The 26,825-nt window shown below is 60.9% G+C and carries 24 protein-coding genes; 10 read left to right on the top strand and 14 right to left on the bottom strand.

Annotated features, from left to right (window positions below; genetic code table 11):
• Positions 1 to 120 precede the first annotated feature (120 nt).
• A complete protein-coding gene (locus KGA97_RS01470; RefSeq protein ID WP_008045143.1) occupies positions 121 to 567 on the bottom strand; it encodes a response regulator in 447 nt (148 codons plus the stop codon).
• Between the two features lie 253 nt (positions 568 to 820).
• Between KGA97_RS01470 and KGA97_RS01475 the strand changes: the two genes are divergently transcribed.
• The 8 genes from KGA97_RS01475 to KGA97_RS01510 all read left to right on the top strand — a co-directional run bounded on the left by KGA97_RS01475 (position 821) and on the right by KGA97_RS01510 (position 9,988).
• On the top strand, positions 821 to 2,761 hold the full coding sequence (locus tag KGA97_RS01475; RefSeq protein ID WP_008045144.1) for a putative nucleotidyltransferase substrate binding domain-containing protein: 1,941 nt from the start codon (positions 821 to 823) through the stop codon (positions 2,759 to 2,761).
• The gene (locus KGA97_RS01480; RefSeq protein ID WP_223480093.1) at positions 2,758 to 3,465 is read left to right on the top strand and encodes a PolC-type DNA polymerase III; all 708 of its coding nucleotides are present in this window, start codon (positions 2,758 to 2,760) and stop codon (positions 3,463 to 3,465) included. Before KGA97_RS01475 ends, KGA97_RS01480 begins: the two co-directional genes overlap by 4 nt.
• A gap of 236 nt (positions 3,466 to 3,701) precedes the next feature.
• Positions 3,702 to 4,220 carry an RNA polymerase sigma factor gene (locus tag KGA97_RS01485; RefSeq protein ID WP_032829214.1) on the top strand — a complete coding sequence of 173 codons (519 nt, stop codon included), beginning with the start codon at positions 3,702 to 3,704 and terminating at the stop codon, positions 4,218 to 4,220.
• Positions 4,217 to 5,188, top strand: coding sequence for a FecR domain-containing protein (locus KGA97_RS01490; protein ID WP_008035007.1), 972 nt, complete (start codon positions 4,217 to 4,219; stop codon positions 5,186 to 5,188). The genes KGA97_RS01485 and KGA97_RS01490 overlap by 4 nt, the downstream gene beginning before the upstream one ends.
• 228 nt (positions 5,189 to 5,416) lie before the next feature.
• Complete coding sequence (locus KGA97_RS01495; RefSeq protein ID WP_223480094.1) at positions 5,417 to 7,825, top strand: TonB-dependent siderophore receptor; 2,409 nt, start codon at positions 5,417 to 5,419, stop codon at positions 7,823 to 7,825.
• Between the two features lie 69 nt (positions 7,826 to 7,894).
• The gene (locus tag KGA97_RS01500; protein WP_223480095.1) at positions 7,895 to 9,025 is read left to right on the top strand and encodes a PepSY-associated TM helix domain-containing protein; all 1,131 of its coding nucleotides are present in this window, start codon (positions 7,895 to 7,897) and stop codon (positions 9,023 to 9,025) included.
• The gene (locus KGA97_RS01505) at positions 9,022 to 9,201 is read left to right on the top strand and encodes a hypothetical protein (RefSeq protein WP_192227604.1); all 180 of its coding nucleotides are present in this window, start codon (positions 9,022 to 9,024) and stop codon (positions 9,199 to 9,201) included. The genes KGA97_RS01500 and KGA97_RS01505 overlap by 4 nt, the downstream gene beginning before the upstream one ends.
• A 157-nt stretch (positions 9,202 to 9,358) precedes the next feature.
• Positions 9,359 to 9,988, top strand: a complete 630-nt coding sequence (locus tag KGA97_RS01510; RefSeq protein ID WP_008045154.1) for a glutathione S-transferase — start codon at positions 9,359 to 9,361, stop codon at positions 9,986 to 9,988.
• 211 nt (positions 9,989 to 10,199) lie between these two features.
• Here the strand turns inward: KGA97_RS01510 and creD are convergent, their stop codons facing one another.
• The 4 genes from creD to KGA97_RS01530 all read right to left on the bottom strand — a co-directional run bounded on the left by creD (position 10,200) and on the right by KGA97_RS01530 (position 14,358).
• A complete protein-coding gene (gene creD / locus KGA97_RS01515; protein ID WP_223480096.1) occupies positions 10,200 to 11,570 on the bottom strand; it encodes a cell envelope integrity protein CreD in 1,371 nt (456 codons plus the stop codon).
• Positions 11,571 to 11,681: 111 nt separating this feature from the next.
• On the bottom strand, positions 11,682 to 13,100 hold the full coding sequence (creC, locus tag KGA97_RS01520; RefSeq protein WP_223480097.1) for a two-component system sensor histidine kinase CreC: 1,419 nt from the start codon (positions 13,098 to 13,100) through the stop codon (positions 11,682 to 11,684).
• The gene (creB, locus tag KGA97_RS01525; protein WP_223480098.1) at positions 13,100 to 13,780 is read right to left on the bottom strand and encodes a two-component system response regulator CreB; all 681 of its coding nucleotides are present in this window, start codon (positions 13,778 to 13,780) and stop codon (positions 13,100 to 13,102) included. The genes creC and creB overlap by 1 nt, the downstream gene beginning before the upstream one ends.
• Positions 13,781 to 13,854: 74 nt before the next feature.
• Positions 13,855 to 14,358, bottom strand: a complete 504-nt coding sequence (locus tag KGA97_RS01530) for an ATP-dependent zinc protease (RefSeq protein ID WP_008045158.1) — start codon at positions 14,356 to 14,358, stop codon at positions 13,855 to 13,857.
• A gap of 295 nt (positions 14,359 to 14,653) precedes the next feature.
• Between KGA97_RS01530 and KGA97_RS01535 the strand changes: the two genes are divergently transcribed.
• Entirely contained in the window at positions 14,654 to 15,541 is an 888-nt protein-coding gene (locus KGA97_RS01535) for an acyltransferase (protein ID WP_223480099.1), read from the top strand.
• 1 nt (position 15,542) lies between these two features.
• On the opposite strand, the gene KGA97_RS01540 is transcribed toward KGA97_RS01535, so the two are convergent.
• The 9 genes from KGA97_RS01540 to KGA97_RS01580 form a co-directional block, all read right to left on the bottom strand.
• Positions 15,543 to 16,091 carry a DUF2780 domain-containing protein gene (locus tag KGA97_RS01540; RefSeq protein ID WP_207284836.1) on the bottom strand — a complete coding sequence of 183 codons (549 nt, stop codon included), beginning with the start codon at positions 16,089 to 16,091 and terminating at the stop codon, positions 15,543 to 15,545.
• Positions 16,092 to 16,276: 185 nt separating this feature from the next.
• Positions 16,277 to 17,476, bottom strand: coding sequence for a formaldehyde dehydrogenase, glutathione-independent (gene fdhA / locus KGA97_RS01545; RefSeq protein WP_008035029.1), 1,200 nt, complete (start codon positions 17,474 to 17,476; stop codon positions 16,277 to 16,279).
• A gap of 197 nt (positions 17,477 to 17,673) precedes the next feature.
• Positions 17,674 to 18,531 (bottom strand): formyltetrahydrofolate deformylase, encoded by an 858-nt coding sequence (purU, locus tag KGA97_RS01550; protein WP_008035031.1) that lies wholly within the window; start codon positions 18,529 to 18,531, stop codon positions 17,674 to 17,676.
• A gap of 113 nt (positions 18,532 to 18,644) precedes the next feature.
• On the bottom strand, positions 18,645 to 19,277 hold the full coding sequence (locus KGA97_RS01555; protein WP_008035033.1) for a sarcosine oxidase subunit gamma: 633 nt from the start codon (positions 19,275 to 19,277) through the stop codon (positions 18,645 to 18,647).
• A 136-nt stretch (positions 19,278 to 19,413) separates the two neighbouring features.
• Positions 19,414 to 22,431: a sarcosine oxidase subunit alpha gene (locus KGA97_RS01560; protein ID WP_192227597.1), complete on the bottom strand. Its 3,018-nt coding sequence runs from the start codon at positions 22,429 to 22,431 to the stop codon at positions 19,414 to 19,416.
• Positions 22,428 to 22,757: a sarcosine oxidase subunit delta gene (locus tag KGA97_RS01565; RefSeq protein ID WP_008035036.1), complete on the bottom strand. Its 330-nt coding sequence runs from the start codon at positions 22,755 to 22,757 to the stop codon at positions 22,428 to 22,430. Before KGA97_RS01565 ends, KGA97_RS01560 begins: the two co-directional genes overlap by 4 nt.
• A gap of 14 nt (positions 22,758 to 22,771) precedes the next feature.
• Entirely contained in the window at positions 22,772 to 24,022 is a 1,251-nt protein-coding gene (locus KGA97_RS01570; protein WP_007947735.1) for a sarcosine oxidase subunit beta, read from the bottom strand.
• Positions 24,023 to 24,045: 23 nt separating this feature from the next.
• A complete protein-coding gene (glyA, locus tag KGA97_RS01575; RefSeq protein WP_008035038.1) occupies positions 24,046 to 25,299 on the bottom strand; it encodes a serine hydroxymethyltransferase in 1,254 nt (417 codons plus the stop codon).
• A 283-nt stretch (positions 25,300 to 25,582) separates the two neighbouring features.
• Entirely contained in the window at positions 25,583 to 26,293 is a 711-nt protein-coding gene (locus tag KGA97_RS01580) for a TraX family protein (protein WP_223480100.1), read from the bottom strand.
• 133 nt (positions 26,294 to 26,426) lie between these two features.
• Here KGA97_RS01580 and KGA97_RS01585 point away from each other — a divergent pair.
• Positions 26,427 to 26,825, top strand: a 399-nt coding sequence (locus KGA97_RS01585) for a beta-eliminating lyase-related protein (protein WP_263293526.1), incomplete at its 3' end; no start/stop codon positions are given.

Genomic DNA, 26,825 nt, shown 5'->3' on the forward strand with positions numbered 1-26,825 from the left:
CAAGCCTCGCTCCTACAGGGCTTACGTTGTTCATGAGCAACGCACCATCCTGTAGGAGCGAGCGATGCGGCGATCCGACTTACCCGCGAAGGCGATCAAATGGGCAACAGATAGCCTGGATCAGGGCTCCAACCCCAACTCATGCTTGACCAGCTTTAGCAGTTTCGCGCTATCAATAGGCTTGAGCAAAAAATCCACCACACTCAAATGCATGGCGGCAATTGCGTCCTTCACGTCGGCATCGCCGGAAACGATGATGAACGGCATGGCGCCCCGAACGGACTCACGGACCTTGCGGATCAACTCCAGGCCATCAATGTGGCCCATCCGCAGATCAGTAATCACCAGGCCTATCGATGGTTTCTCCGCCAGCATCTTTAGCGCGGTTTCACCGCTGGCTGCGGTCATGCAACGAATACCATCCAGACCTAGAATCTCCGACAACAGCTCGCGCGCATCTTTATCGTCATCGACGATCAGCACCCGTTGCGGCGGCAAGTCGGGTTCCAGCATGACGGCACTCAGCGCCTCGCGCTCGGCGTCACTCAAAATATCGTGGTCGGACATGGTTTTCTCTAAGTTTCCAATATCATTCCCTAGCACAGTGGTGAGACATCGCTAAGCGGGCCGTCAATGTGCACTTCGTCGGATTTATTTCCTATAGGGGGAAGGATAGGTTCTTCCCAAGATTGTGTAAGGCATTTCCGAAATTTCATCGCCGCAAGGCCCGACCTAGACTTACGTCCAATGGGCACCCTGCGCGCAGGGGCCGACCATGACTGAGTCACCCGACAACAACAATTCATAAAAGACTGCGGTAATGGTTATGAGTAAAGCGGACGCCTTCACACAGGCAGGGAAAACCGCGGTATTGCAGAACATCCAGGGCACTTTGCAATTCCTTCAGCGCTTCCCGCCCTTCAATCAAATGGAACACGCTCACCTGGCGTACCTGGTTGAACAATGTCAGCTACGTTTTTATGCCCCCGGCGAGAGCATCATCAAGCCCGCCGATGGCCCGGTTGAGCATTTCTACGTCGTCAAACAGGGCCGGGTCGTGGGTGAACGTCCCCACACGGCCAAGGGCGGCACGGAAACCACCTTCGAAATCACCACCGGCGAATGTTTCCCCCTCGCCGCGCTGCTGGGTGAGCGTGCGACGCGCACCGAACACCTGGCGGCCGAAGACACCTTTTGCCTACAGCTGAACAAGCTGGCGTTCATCAAACTGTTCGCACTTTCCAACGCGTTTCGCGACTTTGCCCTACGCGGCGTGAGCAGTTTGCTAGACCAGGTCAACCAGCAAGTCCAGCAAAAAGCCGTGGAAACCCTCGGCACCCAATACTCGCTGAATACCCGTCTGGGCGAATTGGCCATGCGTCACCCGGTGACGTGCAGCCCGACCACGCCGCTGCGGGAAGCGGTCACCCTGATGCACGAGCAGCAGGTCGGCAGCATTGTGGTGGTCGATGAACACAAGGCGCCGTTGGGTATTTTCACCCTGCGCGACCTGCGCCACGTGGTGGCCGAAGGCATCAACGACTTCAACGAAGCCATTGAACGGCACATGACCCAAGCGCCGTTTTTCCTGACGCCGGACCACAGCGCCTTCGATGCCGCGATTGCCATGACCGAGCGGCACATCGCCCACGTCTGCCTGGTCAAGGACCAACGTCTGTGCGGCGTGGTCTCGGAGCGCGACTTGTTTTCCCTGCAACGGGTCGACCTCGTGCATCTGGCGCGAACCATCCGCAGCGCCCAGCGCGTGGAAAACCTGGTGGCGCTGCGCGGCGAGATCGGTCAATTGGTCGAGCGCATGCTGGCCCACGGTGCGTCTTCGACCCAGATCACCCACATCATCACCCTGCTCAACGATCACACCGTGTGCCGGGTGATCGAACTGACCCTCGCCGAGAAAGGCGACCCGGGTGTGCCGTTCAGTTGGTTGTGTTTCGGCAGCGAAGGCCGCCGCGAGCAGACGCTGCACACTGACCAGGACAACGGCATTCTGTTCGAAGCGCGGGACGCCGCGCACGCCGCCGAGATTCGCGGCAAGTTGCTGCCCATCGCTCAGCAGATCAACCAGAGCCTGGCGCTCTGCGGTTTCACCCTGTGCAAAGGCAACATCATGGCCGGCAACCCCGAGCTGTGTCTGTCCCGGGCCGAATGGGCGCGGCGTTTTGCGGCATTTATTCGTGAGGCGACGCCGGAAAACCTGCTGGGATCGAGCATCTATTTCGACCTGCGCGTGGTCTGGGGCGACGAGCAAAGCTGCGAGCAGTTGCGTCGGGGGATTCTCGATCAGGTTGCCGACAACCGATTGTTCCAGCGAATGATGGCCGAGAACGCCCTGCGCAACCGTCCACCCGTAGGGCGTTTCCGCGAGTTTGTGCTGGCGCGCAAAAATGGCGAGAAAGCCACGCTGGACCTGAAAGTCCAGGGCCTGACCCCGTTTGTCGACGGCGCCCGACTGTTGGCCTTGGCCCATGGCATCGAGGCGAACAATACGCTGGAACGCTTTCGCCAGTTGGTCGACAAAGAAGTCATCGATCGACAGGACGGGGCGGCGTACGAAGAGGCGTATCACTTCATTCAGCAAACCCGCATGCAGCAACATCAGCTACAGACCCGGGAGAATTTGCCCTACTCCAACCGGGTCGATCCCGACAGCCTCAATCATCTGGACCGACGCATCCTGCGTGAATCCCTGCGCCAGGCCCAACGCCTGCAAAGCAGCCTGACCCTGCGGTATCAGCTATGAGCCTGTTTTCATGGCTGCGCCCGGCAGGGCCGATGCTGTCCGGGGAATTGCAGCAACGTCTGCAACGTTTGCCGGCGCGGGCCGAGCTCAGAGAATGCAGCCTGCGCGAGCAGCGCTGGGTGGTGCTGGATCTGGAAACCACGGGGTTGAACCTGAACAAGGATCGGGTGTTGTCCATCGGTGCCGTGGTGATTGAGGACGGGGCGATCGACTTCAGTCAGCAGTTCGAACGCACCCTGCAATGCGCGGACATGAAAGTGGCGCCGAGCGTGTTGATTCACGGCCTGGGCCCGAGCGCGATTGCCGCCGGCAGTGATCCGGCGCAGGCGTTGGTCGAGTTCATGGAGTTTGTGGGCGACAGCCCGGTACTGGCGTTTCATGCGCCGTTTGATCAGCACATGCTCGGTCGCGCACTGAAAGATCATCTGGGCTACAAGTTGCAGCATCCGTTTCTGGATGTGGCGGATATCGCCCCCCTGCTCTGCCCCCAGGCGCACATTCGCGAGGCGGGGCTGGATGAGTGGATCGACTGGTTCAAGCTCGAGGTGTTCGAACGCCACAACGCCAGTGCCGATGCGCTGGCGACCGCCGAGCTGGCGCTGATCCTGTTCAGCCGCGCGCGGCAGCAGCAGATTCATAGCCCGTTGAATCTGCAACAGCGGTTGAGTCAGTGGAAGCGCAGGCAGCGGGCGCCTTCGTTCTGAATTCGCGGCGTCTGATCTGGCGCCTTCGCGGGCGAGCCTCGCTCCTACAGGGTTTACGTTGTTCGTGAGCAACGCACCATCCTGTAGGAGCGAGGCTTGCCCGCGAAGAACGATGACACGGTCCAACTGCCCCCCACCAAAACCACCTGACCAGTGGCCAATTGCTTACCTCCCCCGCCTCTGCCACAATCGCGAACAATTCTCGTTAGTTAACACTTCCCAATCGGTGATGCTGCGTGTCGTCAGTCCAAAGCCCCCACAGTGAGCTCGTCGGTGCGTTATATCGCGACCACCGCAGTTGGCTATTGGCCTGGCTTCGACGCAATGTCGCCTGCCCGCAACGGGCCGAAGACCTGAGTCAGGACACCTTCGTGCGCTTGCTGGGCCGTGATCAACTCAATGAACCTCGCGAACCGCGGGCGTTTCTGGTGGCGATTGCCAAGGGCCTGCTGTTCGACTATTTCCGCCGCGCTGCGCTGGAACAGGCTTACCTCACCGAACTGATGCTGATCCCCGAAGGCGAACAACCGTCGGTGGAAGAACAGCAAATGATCCTCGAAGACCTGAAAAACATCGACCGCCTGCTCGGCAAGCTGTCGAGCAAGGCGCGGGCGGCGTTCCTCTACAACCGTCTGGACGGTCTTGGTCACGCGGAAATCGCCCAGCGCCTGGGCGTGTCGGTGCCGCGGGTGCGTCAGTACCTGGCTCAGGGCATTCGTCAGTGCTACATCGCGCTGTACGGTGAGCCGGTGTGAACCCGGTCAGTTCCAAACCCGTCTCGGCACAGGTGCTGGACGCGGCGATTGCCTGGCAATTATCGCTGGATTCCGGCACTCCGGTGGAGCGCGAAGAGTTTGCCAAATGGCACGCCGCCCACGAAGAGCACGCCCGCGCCTGGCGCCAGTTGGGCATGCTCGACCAGCGTTTCAGCGTGGCCAGCGGCCCGGCCCGCACTGCGTTGCTGCAATCGCGCGAAAGCATTCGCCGACGGGTGCGCAAACTCGGCAGTGGCGTGGCCAGCATCGTTGCGGTACTTGGCCTGGCGCTGTTTGCCGGTGATCGTTATCTGCCGGTCGACTATTGGCTGGCGGATCAGCGCACCGCCACCGGCGAGCAACGCACTCTGCGCCTGAGCGACGGCACGCTGATCAACCTCAACACTCACAGCGCCGTGGATGTGCGCTTTGATGAGAAGCAGCGCCGGGTGATTCTTCAGGAAGGGGAAATCCTCGTCGAAACCGGTCATGGCGACGCCCGGCCGTTTATCGTCGAAACCCGCGAAGGCAGCATGCGCGCACTGGGCACGCGGTTCCTGGTCAAGCGCGAGGAAGAAGGCACGCGCCTGAGCGTGTTGCAGTCCGCCGTGGCCGCCCACCCCGAGTCGAGCACTGAAGAACAGATCCTGCACGAAGGCCAGCAAGTGCTGATGCGCAACAATGGCCTGGGGCCGATCATCGCGCTCAACCTCGGCGCCGATGCCTGGACGCGCGGCATGCTGGTGGTGGACAACGCACGGCTGGAAGACCTGGTTCACGAGCTCGGTCGTTATCGGCGTGGGCATCTGGGCGTAGCGCCCGAGATCGCCGACTTGCGCATCACCGGCAGTTTCCCGTTGCACGACACCGACCTGGCGCTGAGCGCATTGTTGCCGACGCTGCCGGTGCAGATCGAACAGCACACACCGTGGTGGGTGACGGTGGCGAAGGCTGATGCCAAGCCCTGATTTTTTCGGTGTCTGACACGACGCCTTCGCGGGCAAGCCTCGCTCCTACAGGGATTGAGTCTTTCGTGAGTAACGCACAATCCCTGTAGGAGCGAGGCTTGCCCGCGAAGAGGCCATCAGCCTCACCAAAATTGCTGAATCGAAATTATTTTCATCCAGCCCTATCACTTTTTGATTCTCGTCCGGCACCTAGGCAATTGAGAAGTATTCCCTTTCAGGAGCCGTTGCATGTCCCGTTCGCTAAACACCTTGTTGCGCCCCAGTCTGCTGGCGGTCGCCATTGCCCTTTGCGCCCCTCTGGCCAGTAGCCAACTGATCGCCGCCGAACAAGCGTCCAGCGTTCGTTCCTACAACCTGCCGGCCGCGCCATTGGCCACAACGTTGAACCAGATCGCCAGCCAGTCGGGCCTGGCGCTGTCGCTGAATCCGTCGCTGGCGGCGGGCAAGACGTCGGCACCGGTCAATGGCCAGTTCGACGCGGTTGGCGCCTTGCAGGCAGCTTTGCGTGGCACCGGCCTGCAACTGGAACAGAGCAGCACTGGCACCTACAGCCTGGTGGCCATGCCGGAAGGCGTGGTGGCCCTGCCGGAAACCAGCGTGATCGGCGTAGAAAACACTGAAAGCGCCTGGGGCCCGGTAGACGGTTACGTCGCCACTCGCACCGCTGCCGGCACCAAGACCGATACGCCGATTGTCGAAGCACCTCGCTCGATGTCGGTGATCACCCGCGCCCAGATGGAAGATCGCGGCGTACAGAATCTCGATGACGCCGTGCGTTACATGCCAGGCGTGATCGCCAGCAGCTATGGCAGCGACTCCCGCGCCGACTGGCTGCGCGTACGCGGCTTCGAGCCAACCCAGTTCCTCGACGGCCTGCCGTTGCCAAAAGGCTCCTACGCCAACCCAAAGGCTGAAACCTGGAACCTGGAACGCATCACGCTCCTGCGCGGCCCGGCCTCTTCGGTATACGGCCAGACGCCACCGGGCGGCATGCTCGACATGGTCAGTCGCCGTCCCGATGCCATTGCCAGCCACGAAGTGCGGGCCGAAGTCGGCAGCAACAATCGCAAGCAAATCAGCTTCGACAGCACCGGAAAAATCGATGACGAGGGTCAGTTCCTGTACCGCGTCGACGGTGTGGTGCGTGACAGCGGCATGCCGGTCGACCACATTGATGACAAGCGCTACAACCTCGCACCGAGCCTGACCTGGAACATCGATGACGATACACACCTGACCTTCCTCTCGCAGTTCACCCGCGACGATACCGGGGTCAGCGGCCAGTTCCTGCCTCTGCAAGGCACCAAACTGGCTTCTCCGGCCGGGGCGAAAATTTCGCACCATAAAAACCTTGGCGATCCGGACTCCGATCACTACGACCGCACCTATTACGCACTGGGTTACGCCTTCGACCATCGCCTGAACGATGTCTGGCAGTTCAAGCAAAACCTGCGTTACACCAAAAGCGACCTGTCGTTCCAGCAAGCCTATGCGTCGTTCGGTGACGTCGTGGCGGCGGACGGCACCCTGCGCCGTCTGGTCGATCAGGTTGATGAGGACATCAGCCAGTTCGCCGTGGACAACAACTTCCAGGCTGACTTCCAGACCGGTGCGCTGAGCCATGTCGTGCTGTTGGGCCTGGACCACCAGCGGACCAACACCAATTACAAATGGCTGGAAGGCAACGCGCCCGACAGCAATGTGATCAAGCCAATCCGTGGTGCGGACTTCTCCAACGTCGCGTACAACACCTTTTACGACTACAACCAGAAAACCAACCAGACCGGCCTCTACGCCCAGGACCAGATCTCCCTGGACAAATGGCGCCTGACCCTCGGCGGCCGCGAAGACTGGATTCACAGCTCGACGCAGTTCAATAACCAGGGCGATGCCACCAACACCCAGCGCGACAAGGCTTTCAGCGGCAACGCAGGCCTGAGTTACGTGTTCGACTCCGGGATCACGCCGTACATCTCCTACACCGAGTCGTTCCAGCCTTCGATGGGCGCCGATGCCAGTTCGACCAAGTCGTTCAAACCCACCGAAGGCAAGCAGACCGAAGTCGGCGTGAAGTACCAGCCACCGGGCAGCCGCACCTTGCTGACCGCCGCCGCGTTCGACCTTCGCCAGCAGAACGTGTCGGTGTCGCAGAACAACGTCACCAGCCAGATCGGTGAATTGAAAGTGCGCGGTATCGAGCTGGAAGCCGTCTCCGATGTCACCGACAACCTGAAACTGGTGGGCTCCTACACCTACACCGATACCGAGATCCTCAAGGGCGACGACAAGGGCAACCGGATGAAACTGGTCCCGCGCAATCAGGCCTCCCTGTGGTCCGATTACACGTGGCACACCGGTGTGCTCGACGGGTTTGGCGTGGGCGCGGGCGTGCGTTATGTCGGCGATACATACGGCAACACGGCCAACACCAACAATGGTCACGTGGGTTCGTACACCGTGTACGACGCCGCCGTGCATTACGACCTGAGCCGCATCAACCCGGTACTGGCGGGCGTTTCGGTTGACGTCACCGCGAAGAACCTGTTCAACAAGGACTACCTGTCGACCTGCGATGGCACCTGGTGCTACTACGGCGACGAGCGCAATGTCGTGGCGGCAGTCAACTACAAGTGGTAATCCGCTGAGCGGATTACAGCCACACAAGGGTCACGGTACAGCCGTGGCCCTTTTGCATTTGGATGGGTCATGAAAAGCAAAACCATTCGCCGCTGGTCCTTCGTCCACACCTGGACCAGCCTGATCTGCACGGTCTTCCTGCTGATGCTGGCACTGACTGGCCTGCCGTTGATCTTCCACCACGAAATCGACCACTTGCTGGGCGATGCCGCCGAGTTGCAGCAACTGCCGGCCGACACCCCGCAGCTGAATCTGCAGCAGTTGGTGCAGGCCGCCCAAAAACATCGCCCCGGCGAGGTCATGCAGTATTTCGGCTTCGACGAAGACGAACCGAACGCCGCCATCGCGATCATGGCGGCCACAGCCGGCACCGAACCGAATTCGTCGCACACGTTCATGCTCGACGCCCGCACCGGTGAAGCGCTGGAGATGCCATCGGCCAACGGCGGCTTCATGATGGTCATGCTGCGTCTGCACGTGGACATGTTCGCCGGCCTGCCGGGCAAGCTGCTGCTGGCGTTCATGGGGATTCTGTTTGTAGTGGCTATCGTGTCCGGGACGGTGCTGTACCTGCCGTTCATGCGCCGGTTGAAATTCGCCACCGTACGCCAGGACAAATCCACGCGCCTGCGCTGGCTCGACCTGCATAACCTGATTGGCGTCGTCACCCTGACCTGGGCGCTGGTGGTCGGCGTCACCGGCGTCATCAGTGCCTGCACCGACCTGCTGATCGCCGCGTGGCGCAATGACAGCCTGAGCGCGATGGTCGCACCGTATCGCGATGCGCCGGCGCTGACGCAACTCGCGCCTGCGACCCGCTTGCTCGACATCGCCAAAGAAGTCGCGCCCGGTATGCAGCCAGACTTCATCGCCTTCCCCGGCACGCGGTTTTCCAGTGAGCACCATTACGCGGTGTTCATGAAGGGCAGCACGCACCTGACCTCGCATCTGCTGACGCCGGTGCTGATCGACGCCAGCACCCTGCAAGTCACCGCCGTGGCCGAACGGCCGTGGTACATGGACGCCATGGGCATGTCGCAGCCGTTGCACTTCGGCGATTACGGCGGCATGCCGATGAAAATCCTCTGGGCGACCCTCGATGTGCTGACCATCATCGTGCTCGGCAGCGGGGTTTACCTGTGGGTGGTGCGGCGCAAAGCGGCCAGGCCTGTACTGGAACAAGCGGAGGCCAACGCATGAAGCCGCGGCAGTCGAACTTCTGGAAGGTCTTCTCCACGCCCATTGTCATCGCGCTGCTTAGCGCTGCCGGGTTGTTCGCCGCGTTACTGGGTGATGGCGTGTGGGATGGTTTGAGCTGGCTCGGCTTGGGCATTCCCGCAATCCTGGCCCTGCGCGGCCTCCTGCAACGCCGATAACAACACCAAACCTGTAGGAGCGAAGCTTGCTCGCGAAGGGATCGCCTCGGTCCTTCAGTCAGACCGAGGCGATCCCTTCGCGAGCAAGCTTCGCTCCTACAAGTTACGTGATCCACGCGCTATGCTCCCGACACTGCAAACCGACCGAGATGCTGCCATGTCCGCCCCGAGCATGACCCTCTACCACAACCCGTTGTCGCCCTTCGTTCGCAAAGTCATGGTGCTGCTGCACGAGACCGGTCAGCAAGACCGCGTCGCCCTGCAAAACTGTGTGCTGACCCCGGTCGCCCCGGACCTGCCCCTGATCGATGACAACCCGCTGAGCAAAATCCCGGCCCTGCGCCTGGCCGACGGCAACGTCATCCATGACAGCCGGGTGATTCTCGACTACCTCGACCACCAACACGTCGGCAACCCGCTGATTCCACGCGAAGGCTCGGCACGCTGGCGTCGCCTGACCCTGGCGTCCCTGGCCGACGGGATCATGGACGCTGCGGTGCTGGTGCGTTACGAAGTCGCCCTGCGCGCCCCGGAAAAACACTGGGACGAATGGCTCGATGGCCAACGCGACAAGATCCGCCGCGCCTTGGCGCTGCTGGAAAAAGACGCGATTGCCGAGCTGACCAGCCATTTCGATGTGGCGGCGATCAGTGTGGCGTGTGCGTTGGGTTACGTGGATTTGCGCCATCCGGACCTGGGATGGCGCGAGGTGAATCCGAAGCTGGCGGACTGGTATTTTGAGGTGAGCCAGCGGCCTTCGATGGTGGCGACGATGCCGAAGGGCTAGATTTTCGCTGACTGTTCCGGCCTCTTCGCGAGCAAGCCCGCTCCCACATTTTGATCTGTGGTGTGTATAAATTCTGTGCACACTGGAGATCCACTGTGGGAGCGAGCCTGCTCGCGATGGCACCACACCGGATCTACCGGAAACAACCCAAAAATCAGCGTCGCCAACACCTCCCCTTCCCGCTGATCCTCACGCAACCCCAACGACCGGCTCATTCCACCGCCCCGATATCGAATTCCAGCGGCTTGGCCGCCTTCTGCCCGATGCCGTACCAATCCAGCTTGCGGGTCAGCACCATGAACACGCCCAGTAACCCGAACAGCAACAACGACCCCATCAACAGCGCGTAATCCTCGGCGCTCAACAAGCCGTAGAGCAAGCCATACAACGCCGCCAATCCTGCCGAAAAACTCAAGCCGTGGCGCACGCTGCGCAGCACGTGGCAGACATAGAAACCGATCAACAGCACGCAGCCGCTGGCCGACAACAGATACGCCAGGGCAAAACCGATGTGCTCGGACAACGACAGCAACAGCAGATAAAAGAACGCCAGCGCCACGCCCACCAACGCGTATTGCACCGGGTGCACCGCCAGGCTCTTCAGGACTTCGAAGAGGAAGAAACCGGCGAAGGTCAGGACGATGAACAGCAGTGCGTATTTGATTGCCCGGTCGCTTTTCAGGTACTGATCCACCGGGTCGATGAAGCTCACGCCGAAGCTGCGGCCGCTGAACGCGTCACAGTCGCCGCCGGACACGCAACTGCTCAGCGCTTCTTGCAGGTTGGTGGAGAAAAACGAGGTCTGCCAATTCGCGGTAAAGCCCTGATCGGAGACTTCGCGCTGGGTCGGCAGGTAATTGCCGATGAAGCTCGGATGCGGCCAGTTGGCGGCCAGCGAGACTTTGCTGGTCTTGCCCACCGGGAGAACCTGCAACTGGCCGGTGCCTTGCAAACGCAGGTCGAAACCGAAGGCCAGTTCTGTGGCCTGACGTGGGTCAAGCGCTGGCAGCGTCACGTGCACACCTTCGCCCAACCAGCCCACCTGACTGCCGGGGATGAAGTCCAGGCGCTGGTCATTGAGTTCCAGTTTCAATGCGTTCTCGATGCCACGAATGTCGCTGATCCCGACCGCGAGGAACGGCTGATCGAACTGGTAGTCGGCGAAATTTTCCTTGATGCCCAACTGCGCCGGCACCGAGAAGTGTCCGCTGATGCGGTTGTCGGCGTGGAACAGCCGCGCCTCGTAGATGCCCCGCGAACGCAGCTCGGTCTGAACCTGCCCGTCGAGTTCGAAACGCTCCGGCAGGAAGTACAAACGGCCGCGCTCTTCGCCGATGTCCTGGTAACGCTCGTTGGTTTTTTCGTTGAGTTTCCAGGTGCGCACCACTTTGCGATAAGGCACCACCATCAGCGGCCCGCTCAGGCGCTGGCTGTAGCTGGAACTGCGCGCAATGTCTTCGAGCACACCGTCGCGCAGTTCCTGGCGCTCCTGGATCACGCCGTTGATCATCAGCAACGGGATCAGCAACAACAGAATCAGCAGGGCAATGGCCCCGAGTTTTATAGTCAGATTTCGGTTCATGGGACTCTCCCTGTTTGGATGGGGAGAGTCTGGGATGGGTGTGTGGGGGGTTTATGGAGGGAATATGGAGAGTGTGTGGAGACTGGGCCGGCGATTGGCCGCGACTCGGTTCTAAGCCAGCCGCAACGTCACTTCAACACCACCCTCGACATTGCCAATGCTCAATGTCCCGCCATGCAGCTTCACCACTTCCTCTACAAAATTGAGCCCCAACCCTGTGCTCTTGCGCCCACTGTCCGGACGCGGCAACGAATAAAAGCGCTCACTCAATCGCGGCAACGCGTATTCGGGAATCGCTTCGGCCTGATTGAACAGTTTGAACTCAATCTGTTCGCCAATCCGCTCCGCGCTGAATCGCAGCACGCCATTCGCCGGCGTGAAATCCAGCGCATTTTCCAGCAGATTACCCAGCGCCTGACGCAACAAAAACGGTTCACCGGTCAGCGCCAGATCCCCTGGAATCGCCTGCTCCACGCGTAACCGCTTGCCTTCGATGCGCCCGGCCTGAGCACTCAGCAGCTCATCGACCAAATCCGCCAACGGCACGACCACCCGCTCTTCCAAGCCTTGGCGCTGCTCAACCTGCGCCAGGTTCAGCAACCGTTCGATCAACTGCTGCATCCGCACGCTTTCGCTGTCGATGTTGCTGACAAAACGCTGCCGTTGCGCCAACGGCATCTCCCCTTGCAGCAACTCCGCCGCGCCACGAATCGCCGCCAGCGGGCTTTTCAATTCATGGGTCAACGTGTGCACGTAACGCTCGACGTAGGCCTTGCCTTCGAGCTGCGTGCGCATCTGTTCCACAGCAGTCGCCAGTTGCTCCAGCTCACCGCCGCGATAGTGCGGAACCTCGACTCGCCGGCCTTCACTCACGGCTTTCGCATAAGCGGTCAAGCGCCGCAGCGCTGCGCTCAGCCACCACGACAGCAACGCACCAAACAGCAAGCCGAGGCCGATCAGCCCGGCGCCATACGCGAGCAATCGGCGCTCGGTACGATCGACGTAAGGCTGCAACGAGCTATTGGGTTTGGCCACGGTGACCACGCCGATGATCCGACCGTTGTCGCGGATCGGCGCGCCAACGTGCATCACCGAAGAGCTGGCATCGTTCGGATCACTGCGACTGGAGCGGGCGCCGTATTCACCGCGCAAAGTCAGCAGAACATCGTTCCAGCGCGAGTAATCCTGACCCACCGCCACACCGCTGGAATCCAGCACCACGATGCCCTTGGCGTCGGTGACGTAGATGCGGTGGTTGACCTGATTTTTCGGCAACCCCCAGATGCTCGCCTTCGGTTGCCGCTCGCCATAGGCCTTGAGCAATTCGGGCCAGCGGTTCTGATTGAGCGTGCCGGCCTTGAAATCATCGCGCAGGATTTCGGCCATCAGGTTGGCGGTATCGACCAGGGTTTCTTCGGTGGACTGACGCACACCGGGGCGGATTTCCTCCATCACGGTGCTGAGCACGAAGTAACCGGTCAGGCCGATGAACAGCACATAGACCAGGAATATCCGGATCCCCAAGGGCATCAGCTGTGCCCCGGACTGTAGCTGTAACCGAGGCCGCGATGGGTCTGGATCGGTTCGGCATCAGCCTTCACCAGACGCAATTTGGCGCGCACGCTCTTGATGTGGCTGTCGATGCTGCGCTCATACCCGGCGTCGGCGGCGACGCCCAGCGCATCGAGCAACTGCTCGCGGCTGAACACGCGTTCGGGTTGTTCCAACAGGCATTGCAGCAGACGGAATTCGTGGCGGGTGAGGCTCAGCAACTGACCGCGATAGCAGATTTGTACTCGCTCGTTGTCGATGCGAAACAGCGCAGATCCTGGGTCGGCCACCGCACGCGGCGCCATGCGCTTGAGGATGGCCCGCACGCGCGCCGCCACTTCCCGTGGGCTGAACGGCTTGACCACATAATCGTCGGCACCGATTTCCAGGCCCACGACACGGTCGATTTCCGCATCACGCGCGCTGAGGAAAATCACCGGCACTTCACTGAAACGGCGCAGTTGCTTGCAGGTTTCGAAGCCGCTGATATCCGGCAGGCCGATGTCGAGAATGATCAGATCGGCCGGGGTCTGCCGCTGATGCTCCAGCGCGACGGCGCCAAGGCTCAGCCACGTCGTGGTGAACCCTTCGCCCTGCAGGGCGAAAATCAGGGTGTCGGCAATCGCCGCTTCGTCTTCGACAATCAGGATATGAGGCATGGCGTCCGAGCCCGGCAGTTGAGTGGGCGAACGGTGCCCCATGCCTCACGTCACGTCAATGAGACCACTTGAAATCAGCAGTCGGGCTTGTCCGCCGTAAAACGTCGCGCCGGGTTCACGGCCGCGCCGAATTCACGCAGGGCTTTGGCGCCGATCAGCAGCGGGTAGTTGAAGCTGCTGCGGTCGGTGAGGTTGACCTCGACCGTGCGCTTGACGTTGCCCAGGCACAGTTCCAGATCGACCACCGGGCGCTTGGTGGGCGCCGCGACATCTTCATCCTCGTCCTCTTCGGAGCGGGTCTTGATCTTGCTGATCCGCGCGACCTTGTGTTCGTAGACCTTGTTGCTCGCGTCTTTGGTGGCGAGGCGGAAGCGCACCCATTCTTCGCCGTCGCGAGTGAAGGTTTCGATGTCCTTGGCCGACAGCGAGGCGGTCAGGGCGCCGGTGTCCATTTTGGCCTTGAGCACTTCACCGCCGATTTCCGGCAGCGCAATGTATTCGTAGCGCCCGTACAGGGTCGGCTCGGCGGCCAGGACCGGCAGGGCCACGAGGGAAAGCAATGCGAGGAGGGATTTCACGTAAGGGGCATCCTGGGAAAGTGGGCAGCGGAATTTTAGACCGTCAGTGAGCAATTCGTTCGTTCTTGAGATCGCTTCGCGGGCAAGCCTCGCTCCTACAGGGTTTCGCGTCGTTCAAAAAAACATGCGTACACCCCCAATCCACTGTAGGAGCGAGGCTTGCCCGCGAAGAGGCCGTAACAATCGCCACAGTTCCAGCATACCCACGCGACCGTGAAACATTCGTTCCCCCCGATTTGGCCTGTCGCCCGAAGCTGCTTATCATGGCGCGCCCAAACGCTTTCAAGAGTTACTTATGCGCCGCCTGCTCACCGGCTGTTTCGTTACCCTGCTGCTGTTGCTCAACACCCTGGTCCTGTTCGGGCCGCTGATGGTGTTTGCCCTGCTCAAACTGGTCCTGCCCGGCCGCTTGCGTGATTACGCATCAGCGGCAGTGATGTGGATCGCCGAGACCTGGGCCGAGATCGACAAGCTGATCTTCCGTCTGTGCATCCCCACGCAATGGGACGTGCGAGGCGGCGATGACCTGCGGGTCGACACGTCGTACCTGGTGATCAGCAACCACCAATCCTGGGTGGACATTCCGGCACTGATCCAGACGCTCAACCGGCGCACGCCGTTCTTCAAGTTCTTCCTCAAGAAAGAACTGATTTGGGTGCCATTCCTGGGCCTGGCGTGGTGGGCGCTGGATTACCCGTTCATGAAGCGTTACACCAAGGCATTTCTGGCGAAGAACCCGACGCTTGCCGGCAAGGACCTGGAGATCACCAAAGCGGCGTGCGAACTGTACAAGCGCCAGCCCGTGACGGTGGTCAATTACCTGGAAGGCACCCGGCTCACGGCGGCGAAAAGCACTCAGCAGCAGTCACCGTTCACCCATTTGCTCAAGCCCAAGGCTGGCGGCGTGGCGTTTGTGCTGGCGGCAATGGGTGAACAGTTGGACGCCATTCTCGATGTGACGGTGGTGTATCCGCAGCAGAAGATTCCGGGGTTTTGGGATTTGATCAGCGGCAACGTGCCGAGGGTCATCATTGACATCAAGACCCGCGAACTCGACCCCGCGCTGTGGCAGGGCGATTACGAGAACGATCCGGTGTTTCGCGAAACGGTCCAGAACTGGGTCAACCAGCTCTGGATCGAGAAGGACCGGCGCATCGACGCCTTGCGCGCCGAGCGCCGCTGAATCAGGTGCCGGCGCCCCAGATCCCGCCCAGGTTCTGCAGCAGCGAACCGGCGACGCCCTGCTGACCGAGGTATTGCAGAATCAGCGGGGCAAACTGACCGATCATGCCGCTTTCCATGCCCAATGCGCTGAACGCATTGTTAAGGTCATTGGTGTCCTTGACGTTGCCCAAGACATTGTCCAGCCCGGCCACCTTGCCGGACGAACCGAGCAAACCGGCGATGGCCCCCAGTTCACCGCCGCCGGACAGCATGTCGATGCCCGGTACGCTTTGGGCCAGTTCCGAATAGTCGGTTGAACTCAATTGATTCTTCGCCAGGCCGAGCATCGCTCCGGTACCGCCAAGCAATTGTTGTGGCGTCAGGTTCAACTCGCTGAGCGCACCCAGCAGATCGGCTGTTTCAGCAGTCGGCGCTGCCGCTGTGGTGGCGTTATCGTCCTTCATGCCGGAAATGGCACTGGCTGCATCGCTCAAGCTGAACTGAGCGAAGACCGGACTGGCCACCAGAGTCATGAGCGATGCCAGTACAAAACCACGTGAAAACTTCATCCAGACATCCTCTTGCGCCATGAAAACCGCCCGGCAATGGGCGGAAAAACCTGCCGATTTGACTCGGCTTCTGCCGGCATGTTCCTCAGCGCTACGCCCATTTTGAGCCCGTTCGTCACTGGACAGATGGATGACTCAAACAAAAACGGCGACCCGAGGGTCGCCGTTTTGCATTGCGTGAAGCCTTATGCCGCGCTGAACAGTTTGTGTGGATCGATCACAAACTTCTTCGGCACGCCTGCATCGAACTCACCGTAGCCCTGAGGTGCTTGATCCAGGCTGATCACCTGAACGCCCACCACTTCGGCGATGTTGATGCGGTCCCACATGATCGCCTGCATCAGCTGGCGGTTGTACTTCATCACCGGAGTCTGGCCGGTGTGGAAGCTGTGGGATTTGGCCCAGCCCAGACCGAAGCGAATGCTCAGGCTGCCCATTTTCGCGGCCGCGTCCACGGCACCCGGGTCTTCAGTCACGTACAGGCCTGGGATACCGATTTTGCCGGCTACCCGAACCACGCCCATCAACGAGTTGAGTACGGTGGCCGGAGCCTCGTGCTTCACGCCGTCATGGCCGTGACCACGCGCTTCGAAGCCCACGGCGTCGATGGCGCAATCCACTTCTGGCTCGCCCAGCAATGCGGCGATTTGTTCGTGCAGTGGCGTGTCCAGGGACAGGTCGGCGATTTCAAAGCCCTGCGCCTTGGCGTGCGCCAGGCGAACGGTGTTGACGTCACCGACGATGACCACTGCCGCACCCAGCAGGCGAGCGGAAGCGGCAGCCGCCAGACCAACCGGACCGGCACCGGCGATGTACACCGTGCTGCCTGGGCCAACGCCGGCAGTCACTGCGCCGTGGTAACCGGTCGGCAGGATGTCGGAGAGGCAGGTCAGGTCGCGGATTTTTTCCATCGCGCGATCGCGGTCAGGCAGTTTCAGCAGGTTGAAGTCAGCGTACGGCACCATTGCGTACTCAGCCTGGCCGCCGGTCCAGTCGCCCATGTCGACGTAACCGTAAGCACCGCCCGGACGTGCCGGGTTAACGCTGAGGCAGACGCCGGTGTGCATTTCCTTGCAGGAACGGCAGCGCCCGCAAGCCACGTTGAACGGAACGGACACCAGGTCGCCGATCTGCAGGTTCTCGACGTCGCTGCCCTTCTCGATCACTTCACCGGTGATTTCGTGACCCAGTACCAGACCGGTTTGAGCAGTGGTACGACCGCGCACCATGTGCTGGTCGGAACCACAGATGTTGGTGGAAACCACGCGCAGGATCACGGCGTGGTTGATCTTCCTGCCACGCGGGTCCTGCATTTTCGGATAGTCGATTTTCTGTACTTCGACCTTGCCAGCGCCGAGATACACCACACCACGATTGCCAGACATGCTTTCACCTCGCTGTTGTTTTTATGTAATAGCCGCGTCGCCCAGGATCGGCGGCGCGTTGATTGCTCGGGTTATTGCCTGTGTGTATTGTGTTGTTTGTTATGGCCCCTTCGCGGGCAAGTCGGGATGCCGCACCACTCGCTCCTACAAGGGCAACTCGCTCACCTGTAGGAGCGAGGCTTGCCCGCGAAGGCGATCTAAAGAACGACGGTGCGATTGGCGTTCAAAAACACCCTTCTTTCGATGTGATACCCAACCGCCCGCGCCAACGTCAGCCCCTCGATATCCCGCCCCTTGGCGATCAAATCTTCCGGGTAATGACTGTGGTCCACCACCTCCACGCCCTGGGCGATGATCGGGCCTTCGTCCAGATCGTTGTTGATGTAATGCGCCGTGGCGCCGACCAGTTTCACGCCCTTGTTATAGGCCTGGTGATACGGCTTGGCGCCTTTGAAACCGGGCAGCAGGGAGTGGTGGATATTGATCGCCTTGCCATCGAGTTTGCGGCACAGCTCCGGCGACAACACCTGCATGTAGCGCGCAAGGATCACCAGCTCGGCACCGGATTCTTCGATCACCTGCAACACCTGGCGCTCTTGCGACGGCTTGTCGTTCGGGTCGAGCGGGAAGTGGTAGTACGGAATCTGGTGCCAGTCGGCCAACGGCTTGAGGTCCGGGTGGTTGGAAACCACAGCGGCGACGTCCATCGACAACTGGCCGATGCGTTGGCGGTAGAGCAAATCGTTGAGGCAGTGATCGGCCTTGGAGACCATGATCACCACTTTCGGGCGGTGATGCGGCGGGGTCAGCTCGAAAATCATGCCGAACGCCTGGCCACGCTCTTCCAGCCCGGCGCGGAAGGCTTGTTCGTCGAAGCCGTCTGGCTGACGGAATTCCACGCGAATGAAGAAACGACCCGAGAGCCGGTCATCGAACGAATGGTGCTCGGTGACGTAGCAGCCCTGCTCGAACAGAAAGCGGGTCACCGCGTCCACGGTGCCGAGGACGCTTGGGCAGTCGGCGGTCAGAATCCATGTGTCTGGGGCGCGGCTCATAGTGCGGTGACTCCTGTTGTTATGGGCAACCGCTGCGCGGTTGATCGCCGGCAAGCCGGCTCCTACAGGTCAGATGAACAACATGCAGGAGCCGGCTTGCCGGCGATAAAATCTCAGGCCTGAACGCTAAGCCCGTACTCGGCCGCCGCATCCTGCAACCACAACCACCAGTAATCCGAGAAGCTGCGACGGATCAGCAGTTCCCAGGTGTCTTCGGCGGTGTGGCGGATCACCAGTTGCGACTTGGCAAACACGGTGCCGACAGCCTTGCCGACCGGGAAGCTGTTGGGGTGTACGTCGTAGCTGGTGGACTTCATCAGCACCTGGCGCACGTTCGGACCGCTCAGTTCGAGGATCTGCTGGCCACCGCTGACGTTGACGATCTGGATGTGCAGGTCGCCCAGCGCTTCACGGAGTTTTTTCTCGGCGGCAAATTCTTCGCCGGTCGGCACGATCAGCAAATACTCATCCGGCCCCATCCATTGCAGGCTGGTTTCGCCCTTGACGATGACGGTCAGCGCGCTCGGCAATTCGATGCCCAGGGCCTTGTGCACGCCAGCGGCGAACGCGGCATCGTGGCCATCGCCACGGATGGTCAGGTGGCCGAGGAGTTTTTTCTCACGCACGATCACGCCGGCGTTTTTGCGGCCCTTGCCGACCAGGCTGGCGAGGTCGGCATGATGCAGCGACGACTCGGCCTTGGCCCCGGTGGTTGGGCGTTGTTGGTAAACATTGGCTGCGGTCATAAAGCACCTGTTCCTGAAGTTCTTGCATCTCACCTGTGGGAGCGAGGCTTGCCCGCGAAGGCATCGACTCGGTTTTACTGAGGCACCGCGTCATCGTTCTTCGCGGGCAAGCCTCGCTCCTACAGGGGCTGTGGTGTCAGATGTTCTGGCGATCGCCTTTCGGATCGAAGAACACCGAAGAAACGATTTCCGCCTCGATCACGCTGCCATCGGCCAGCGGTGCGAATACGCGCTCGCCGATCCGCTTCAAGCCGCCCTTGACCACGCCCATGGCAAACGAATAGCCGAGGGAGTTGTGCAGGTAGCTGGAGGTGACGTGACCGACCATCGTCATCGGGATCGTCTGCTTGGTGTTGAACACCAGTTGCGCACCTTCCGGCAGCCATTTGGTCGGATCGATCGGCTTCAGGCCCACCAGTTGTTTACGTTGATCACGCACGCAGTCTTCACGGTTCATGCCACGCCAGCCGATCCACGAGAACGGTTTGGTGCGACCGACACACCAGCCCATGTTCAGGTCGTCCGGGGTCATCGAGCTGTCAGTGTCCTGACCGACGATGATGAAGCCCTTCTCCGCACGCAGGATGTGCATGGTTTCGGTGCCGTACGGCGTCAGGTTGTACTGCTTGCCGGCCTCGGCGATTTTTTCGAGCACGCCCATGGCGTAGTCGGCTTGCACGTTGACTTCGTACGACAGCTCACCGGTAAACGAGATCCGGAACACCCGCGCCGGTACACCGCCGACCAGACCTTCTTTCCAGGTCATGAACGGGAAGGCTTCGTTGCTCAGGTCGATGTCGGTGACTTCGCTGAGCAGCTTGCGGCTGTTCGGCCCGGACAAGGTCATGGTTGCCCAGTGATCCGTCACGGAAGTGAAGTACACCTTCAACTCTGGCCATTCGGTCTGTGAGTAGATTTCCAGCCATTGCAGCACGCGCGCAGCGCCGCCGGTGGTGGTGGTCATCACGAAATGGTTATCGGCGAGGCAAGCGGTGACGCCGTCGTCGAAGACCATGCCGTCTTCTTTGCACATCAGGCCATAACGCGCCTTGCCCACGTCGAGCTTGGTCCAGGCGTTGGTGTAGACGCGGTTGAGGAACTCACGCGCATCCGGGCCTTGAATGTCGATCTTGCCGAGGGTCGACGCATCCAGCAGGCCGACGCTGTCGCGCACGGCTTTGCATTCGCGTTTCACGGCGGCGTGAATGTCTTCACCGTTTTTCGGGAAGTACCAAGGACGCTTCCATTGACCGACGTCTTCGAATTCGGCGCCATTCTTCACGTGCCAGTGATGCAGCGCAGTGAAGCGTACAGGTTCGAAGATGTGCCCACAGTGACGGCCGGCCACGGCGCCGAAAGTCACCGGCGTGTAGTTCGGACGGAACATGGTGGTGCCCATCTGCGGGATGGTCACGTTCAGCGAACGGGCCGCGATGGCCAGGCCGTTGACGTTGCCGAGCTTGCCCTGGTCGGTGCCGAAGCCCAGTGCGGTGTAGCGTTTGACGTGCTCGACCGACTCGAAGCCCTCGCGGGTCGCCAGTTCGATGGCGGCGGCGGTGACGTCGTTTTGCAGGTCGACGAATTGCTTCGGCGCACGTGCGGTGTTCTTTTCGTGCGGCACCTGGAACAGCGCCAACGTAGGCTCTTCCAGACGGCTCAGGGCTTTCGGCAAGGTGCCTTCGACCACGCTGAACCCGGCTTCGCTGGCTGCGCGAGCGCCGCCTTCAAAACCGTCGGCCAGCGAATCGCCGAGGCCGTAGACGCCGTTGATGCCACCGACGCACACGCGTTTCTGCGGTGCTTCGCCCGGTACGAAACCGAGGATGTCTTCACGCCAGATTGGCTTGCCACCCAAGTGCGAAGCCAGGTGAACCACCGGGCTGTAACCGCCAGAACTGGCAACCAGGTCGCATTCGAGCCACTCGCCAGGGCTGGTCACGGCGTGGGCTTTGACGTCGATCGCTGCAACGCGAGCGGCGGTCACGTGCTTGCTGCCACGGGCCTCGATCACGGCGCTGCCGGTCAGGATGCGAATGCCTTTGGCACGGGCTTCTTCAACCAGTGCACCACGCGGATTGCTGCGGGCGTCGGCGATGGCCACCACTTGCAGACTGGCGTCGAGCCAATCCAGTGCAACGCGGTAGGCGTGATCGTTGTTGGTCGACAGCACCAGTTTTTTACCCGGTGCCACGCCGTAGCGACGGACGTAAGTCGACACAGCGCCGGCGAGCATGTTGCCCGGCACGTCGTTGTTGCCGTAGACCAGTGGACGCTCGTGAGCGCCGGTCGCCAGCACCACACGCTTGGCGCGAACCCGGTGGATGCGCTGACGCACCTGGCCAATCGGGGCGCGGTCGCCGAGGTGATCGGTCAGGCGCTCGTGAATGGTCAGGAAGTTATGGTCGTGGTAGCCGTTGACCGTGGCGCGCGGCAACAGCAGCACGTCCGGGGTGTTCTTCAGTTCGTCGAGGACGCTGGCGACCCATTCCACGGCAGGTTTGCCGTCGAGGCTTTCGCGGGAGTCGAGCAGGCTGCCGCCGAACTCTTCCTGCTCATCGGCCAGAATGACGCGAGCACCGCTGCGAGCGGCTGCCAAAGCAGCGGCCAGGCCAGCCGGGCCACCGCCGACGATCAGCACGTCGCAGTGCTGGTTCATGTAGTCGTAGGTGTCCGGATCGTTCTCGGTCGGCGAGCGGCCAAGACCGGCAGCCTTACGAATGTACTTCTCGTAAGTCATCCAGAACGATTGCGGGTACATGAAGGTTTTGTAGTAGAAGCCCGGCGGCATCAGCTTGCCGCCGACCTTGCCGAGAATCCCCATCATGTCGTTGTTCACGCTCGGCCAGCCGTTGGTGCTGGTGGCGACCAGGCCCTGGTACAGCGCTTGTTGCGTGGCGCGTACGTTCGGGATCTGCGTAGCTTCGGTCGCGCCGATCTGCAGCACGGCGTTCGGCTCTTCGGCACCGGCGGCGAAGATGCCGCGCGGACGGGAATACTTGAAGCTGCGACCGATGATGTCGACGCCGTTGGCCAGCAGTGCAGCGGCCAGGGAATCGCCTTCAAAGCCTTTGTAGGTCTGGCCGTTGAAGGTGAAGCTCAGCACTTTGTTGCGGTCGATCCGTCCGCCGTTGGACAGGCGATTGATCTGGCTCATACCTTCTCTCCCAGAGCCGTCGTAGCCGCTTTCGAGCTATCGGTCTTGTCGGTGAATTGTGGCTTGGTGCCGATCTTGTAAGTCTCGAGAATCTCGTAGGTCACGGTGTCGCGGGTGACGTTGAAGTACTGACGGCAACCGGCAACGTGATCCCACAGCTCGTGGTGCAGGCCGCGAGGGTTATCGCGGAAGAACATGTAGTCGCCCCACTCCTCGTCGGTGCAGGTGTTCGGATCCAGTGGACGCGGGATGTGCGCCTGGCCGGATGCGTGGAATTCCTCTTCAGAGCGCAGCTCGCCGCAGTGAGGACAGAAGATATGCAACATGGGGATTTCTCCTGTTAGTGGGCAACCGCAGCAGCGCCGTGTTCATCGATCAACGCACCGTTGTGGAAACGGTCGATGGAGAAAGGTGCGGCCAATGGGTGCATTTCACCCTTGGCCAGGCTCGCGGCAAACACGTTGCCCGAGCCAGGTGTTGCCTTGAAGCCACCGGTGCCCCAACCGCAGTTGAAGAACATGTTTGGTACCGGGGTTTTCGAGATGATCGGGCAGGCATCCGGCGTGGTGTCGACGATGCCGCCCCACTGGCGGTTCATGCGTACGCGGGACAGCACTGGGAACATCTCGACGATGGCCTGGATGGTGTGCTCGATCACCGGGTACGAACCACGCTGGCCGTAGCCGTTGTAGCCGTCGATACCGGCGCCGATCACCAGGTCGCCCTTGTCGGACTGGCTGATGTAACCGTGTACGGCGTTGGACATGATCACGCTGTCGATAATCGGCTTGATCGGCTCCGACACCAACGCTTGCAGCGGGTGGGATTCGATCGGCAGACGGAAACCGGCGAGTTTGGCCATGTGCCCGGAGTTACCGGCCGTGACCACGCCGACACGCTTGGCGCCGATGAAGCCCTTGTTGGTTTCAACGCCGATGCACACACCGTTTTCCTTGCGGAAACCGATCACTTCGGTCTGCTGGATCAGGTCCACGCCGAGTGCGTCAGCGGCACGGGCAAAGCCCCATGCCACGGCATCGTGACGGGCGACGCCGCCGCGACGCTGGACGGTAGCGCCCATCACCGGGTAGCGAGTGTTCTTGGAGCAGTCGAGGTACGGAATCTCGTCCGCTACTTGCTTGGCATCGAGCAGTTCGCCGTCCACGCCGTTGAGGCGGTTGGCGCTGACCCGACGCTCGGAATCACGAATGTCCTGCAGGGTGTGGCACAGGTTGTAGACGCCGCGCTGGGAGAACATCACGTTGTAGTTCAGGTCCTGGGACAGGCCTTCCCACAGTTTCATCGCGTGTTCGTACAGGTGCGCCGACTCGTCCCACAGGTAGTTGGAGCGAACGATGGTGGTGTTGCGCGCGGTGTTACCGCCGCCCAGCCAGCCTTTTTCGACCACGGCCACGTTGGTGATGCCGTGTTCCTTGGCCAGGTAGTAAGCCGTGGCGAGACCATGCCCGCCACCGCCGACGATGACCACGTCGTAGACCTTTTTAGGGGTCGGCGTGCGCCACATTTTCTGCCAGTTTTCATGATGGCTGAGGGAGTGTTTGAAGAGGCCGAAGCCCGAGTAGCGTTGCATAGTCATTTACTCCAAAACCGCGCTCAGCGATAAACCGGGAAGTCCGCGCACAGGGCCGACACTTGCTGCGCGACGTTCGCTTCGACATCGGCGTCGCCGAGGTTGTCGAGGATGTCGCAGATCCAGCCGGCCAGCGTGACGCACTGGGTCACCTTGAAGCCGCGCGTGGTCACCGCAGGGGTGCCGATGCGCAGGCCAGAAGTGACGAACGGCGACTGTGGATCGTTCGGGACAGCGTTCTTGTTCACGGTGATGTGGGCGCGACCGAGTGCTGCATCCGCCTCTTTGCCGGTGAGGCCCTGACGAATCAGGCTGACCAGGAACAGGTGGTTATCGGTGCCGCCGGACACTACATCGTAGCCGCGTTTGATAAATACGCCGGCCATGGCCTGGGCGTTATCGATCACTTGTTGCTGGTAAGCCTTGAAACCTGGCTCCAGCGCTTCCTTGAAGCACACCGCTTTACCGGCGATCACGTGCATCAGCGGGCCGCCCTGGGCACCCGGGAATACGGCTGCGTTGAGCTTCTTCTCGATTTCTTCGTTGGCCTTGGCCAGGATCAGGCCGCCACGCGGACCGCGCAGGGTCTTGTGGGTGGTGGTGGTCACCACGTCGGCGTACGGCAGCGGGTTCGGGTACAGACCGGCAGCGACCAGACCGGCAACGTGGGCCATGTCGACGAACAGCAGCGCACCGACCTTGTCGGCGATCTGACGGAAGCGTGGGAAGTCGAGGGTCTTGGAGTAAGCCGAGAAACCGGCAACGATCATCTTCGGCTTGCACTCGACGGCCAGGCGCTCGACTTCGTCGTAGTCGATCAGACCGGTCTTGGTGTCGATGCCGTACTGCACGGCGTTGTACAGCTTGCCCGAGGACGAAACCTTGGCGCCGTGGGTCAGGTGACCGCCGTGGGCCAGGCTCATGCCCAGAATGGTGTCGCCGGCTTGCAGCAGGGCCAGGTAAACGGCGCTGTTGGCCGAAGAACCGGAGTGCGGCTGCACGTTGGCGTAATCGGCGCCGAACAGTTGCTTGGCGCGTTCGATGGCCAGTGCTTCAACCTTGTCCACGTGCTCGCAGCCACCGTAGTAGCGCTTGCCCGGATAGCCTTCGGCGTATTTGTTGGTCAGGCCGCTGCCCTGCGCTTCCATGACGCGTTTGCTGGTGTAATTTTCGGACGCGATCAGCTCGATGTGATCTTCCTGGCGTTGCTCCTCGGCATTCATCGCCGCCAGCAGTGCATCGTCGTAACCTTTGATCTGGTCTTGCTTGCTGAACATCGCGTCTCTCCCAGCGGCATCTGTGCGCCATTCGTCTCGGTAAGGCACGGCGTTTCGGCAGTGCCCTTTGATAGCGATGGTATGACCGGCGCAGACAGGTCAAATGCCTACGGACGCCACGCAAAGGTGCGTTTACGACATAGACCGAAATGGCTGAACGAACACGATCCTTGAACCAGTAGAGATCCCTGTGGGAGTGAGCCTGCTCGCGATAGCGGCCTTACATTCAACATTGATGTCGACTGACCCGCCGCCATCGCGAGCAGGCTCGCTCCTACAGGGGTTAGGGGACGATTTGACGGACGAGTAGCAGCAACAGGAAATGCAGCGGATAAAGGGCATACGCCCAACGCCGCATCGGTGGTGGCGTTATTTGTCGCGTATGTCGCAACAGGAACATTCCCAACAGCGGTGCGACCAAGCAAGTGGCAATGCCTGGGATCGCCGCACTGTTACCCAACCGGGCGGAGTAATACAGCACCTCCCACTGATTGGCAGCCAGACAGATCAACCCCGGCAACAGGCTGAAATACCAGGGCCGCTTGATCACCAGCAACATCGCCAGCGGCAACAACACACCAAAAACGCCGAACATCAGGTATTCCGTGAACACCGCTGCCAGCACTAAGACAGCAACCGCAAGCAGGCGCGATGGCAGCGTCTTTTGTTGCCAGCCACGCGCGACCAACAGCCCAAGCGCCAGCGTAGGCAGCACGTTCAAGGTGTCGGGATCGGGGATGAACATCCTGTAAGGGATTTCGCTGATAGCACTAAACAGAATCAACCAGCCCAGATACCGCCATTGATGTGTGACTTGTCGTGAACGCGACAGGTTCGCCGCCATTGCCAGACAAAACCACGGAAACGCCAGTCGTCCGGGCACATACAGCAGATCGAGGGAATAACCGACATATCGCAGGTGATCGAGCACCATGCTCAACAGCGCCAGCCACTTGAGCAGATCCAGTGCCCCATCCCGTTGAGTCATGTGCATAATCGCCCGTCGTCTTTGTATTTTTCTGTCAGACGCATCCTGTGTGCTCGCCGGATGATCTTCGGTAAAGTGCGCACCATCATTGACCACGAGACGCTTCACCATAAGCGTCCCGACCACGGAAAGCAGGGCCATGACCGATAAGAGCCAACAATTCGCCAGCGACAACTATTCCGGTATCTGCCCTGAAGCCTGGGCGGCGATGGAACAGGCCAACCACGGCCACCAGCGCGCCTACGGCGACGATGAATGGACCGCTCGCGCGTCCGATGATTTCCGCAAACTGTTCGAAACCGACTGCGAAGTGTTCTTCGCCTTCAACGGCACCGCCGCCAACTCCTTGGCCCTGTCGTCGCTGTGCCAGAGTTACCACAGCGTGATCTGCTCGGAAACCGCCCACGTCGAAACCGACGAATGCGGCGCGCCGGAATTCTTTTCCAACGGCTCCAAGCTGCTGGTCGCTCGCACCGAGAACGGCAAGCTGACCCCGGAATCGATCCGCGAAGTGGCCCTCAAGCGCCAGGACATTCAC

It is taken from the genome of Pseudomonas sp. BF-B-15 (genome assembly GCF_019946675.1).
Taxonomy (GTDB): domain Bacteria; phylum Pseudomonadota; class Gammaproteobacteria; order Pseudomonadales; family Pseudomonadaceae; genus Aquipseudomonas; species Aquipseudomonas migulae.